The sequence below is a fragment of the Streptomyces sp. UNOC14_S4 genome (assembly GCF_020740835.1).
Classification (GTDB): Bacteria; Actinomycetota; Actinomycetes; order Streptomycetales; family Streptomycetaceae; genus Streptomyces.
In genome coordinates, this window is sequence record NZ_JAINFC010000880.1 from 1 (window position 1) to 1,618 (window position 1,618).

1 protein-coding gene is annotated in these 1,618 nt (G+C 75.5%); it reads left to right on the forward strand.

The features are described 5' to 3' along the window. A partial coding sequence (locus K6I34_RS36690; RefSeq protein WP_229332347.1) for an acyltransferase domain-containing protein occupies positions 1 to 1,618 on the forward strand: 1,618 nt, incomplete at both ends.

Sequence of the window (1,618 nt, forward strand, 5' to 3'; positions counted from 1 at the left end):
GGACGGCAGCGGCTCGCCGCCCGCGGCACCACTCCCGCCGCGCTCGCCGACGCCCTGGGATCCTGGCTGGCGGGCGCCCGCCCCGCCACGGTCACCACGGGCACGCCGCCCCGCGACGCGGCCGTGCGCACGGGCTTCCTGTTCACCGGTCAGGCCAGCCCGTACCCCGGCATGGCGCGCCCGCTGTACGCACGCTTCCCGGCCGTACGCGAGGTCCTCGACACCTGCGAACGCCACTACCGCGAGCTCCACGGCGGGACGCTCCTCGGCGGGCTGCTCGGCACGGAAACGGAAGGTGCCGTGCCGGAGGTATGGCCCACCGACACCGCGCAGCCCGCCCTGTTCGCCCTCCAGTGCGCGCTCGTCCGCCTGTGGCGGGACGCCGGGGTGACGCCCGCGGCCGTCGCGGGGCACAGCGTGGGGGAGTACGCGGCGCTGTACGCGGCCGGGGCGCTGTCCCTGGAGGACGGCCTGCGCCTGACCGCCGAACGCGGACGGCTGATGCGGCTGTACTGCGCCGAGGGCGGGATGGTCGCCGTGCCTGTCGACCGCGGCACGGCCGAGGCACTGGCCGCCGACGTCCCCGGCATCGAGGTCGCCGTCGCCAACGGCGAACGGAGCCACGTCCTCGCCGGTCCCGTCACCGCCGTCGAGAAGCTGAGCGCCCTGCTGGAGGAACGCGGCATCCGGGGCGAGCGGCTGCCCGTGGACCGCGCCTTCCACACCGTCCTGACGGCACCGGTGCTGGAGCCCCTGCGGGCGGTGCTCGGCGGCGTGGCGTTCCGGCCGGTCACCGTCCCCTTCGCCAGTGGGCTCGACGGGCGGGTCCGCGCTCCCGGCTGGACCCCCGACGCCGACTACCTCGTACGCCACACCCGTGAACCGGTGCGCTTCGACGAGGCGCTGCGCGGTGTCGCCGCCGCGGACGCCCTCGCCGAGAACGCGGTCGGGAACGCGGTCGAGACCCTGATCGAGATCGGCCCGCACACCACCCTCAGCGGACTGGCCCGCCGTGCCCTGCCGGACGTACGGGCCGTGCCCACGCTCCGGCGCGGCGCGGGGCTCGACGCGCTGTGGTCGGCGGTCGCGGAACTGCACTGCGCGGGCGTGGAGCTCGACTGGCGGACGCTCGTGGCGGGCACCGGCGGGCGCAGGATCCCGCTGCCCGGCTACCGCTTCCAGCACAAGGACTACTGGACGGGACCGGAGCCGACGGCTGTCCGGTCCGGCACATCCGTACGAAAGGGAACCGTAGTGGTACAGCACGAGGCAGCGGTCGAGCGGGTCCTCCGGCACATCGTGGAGCTCACCGCCAGGCATCTCAGCCACGACCCCGCCGACATCACCGGTGACACCTCCTTCTTCGACCTCGGCGCGGACTCGCTCCAGATGATCAGCGTGCTGCGCGAACTGGAGCAGGAGCACCGGGTCAAGGTGTCCATGCGGGAACTCTTCGAGGAGACGGGGACCCCGCGGGCGCTCGCGGAGCTCATCGCGGCGCGTGGTGGCGGCGCGGAGGCCGGTGCCACGACGCCCGTCGCCCCGGCCCCGGCGGTCGCCTACGCGCAGCCCGCGGCTGCGGCTCCGGCCCCGGCGGTCGTCGCGGCGCCTGCCGTGG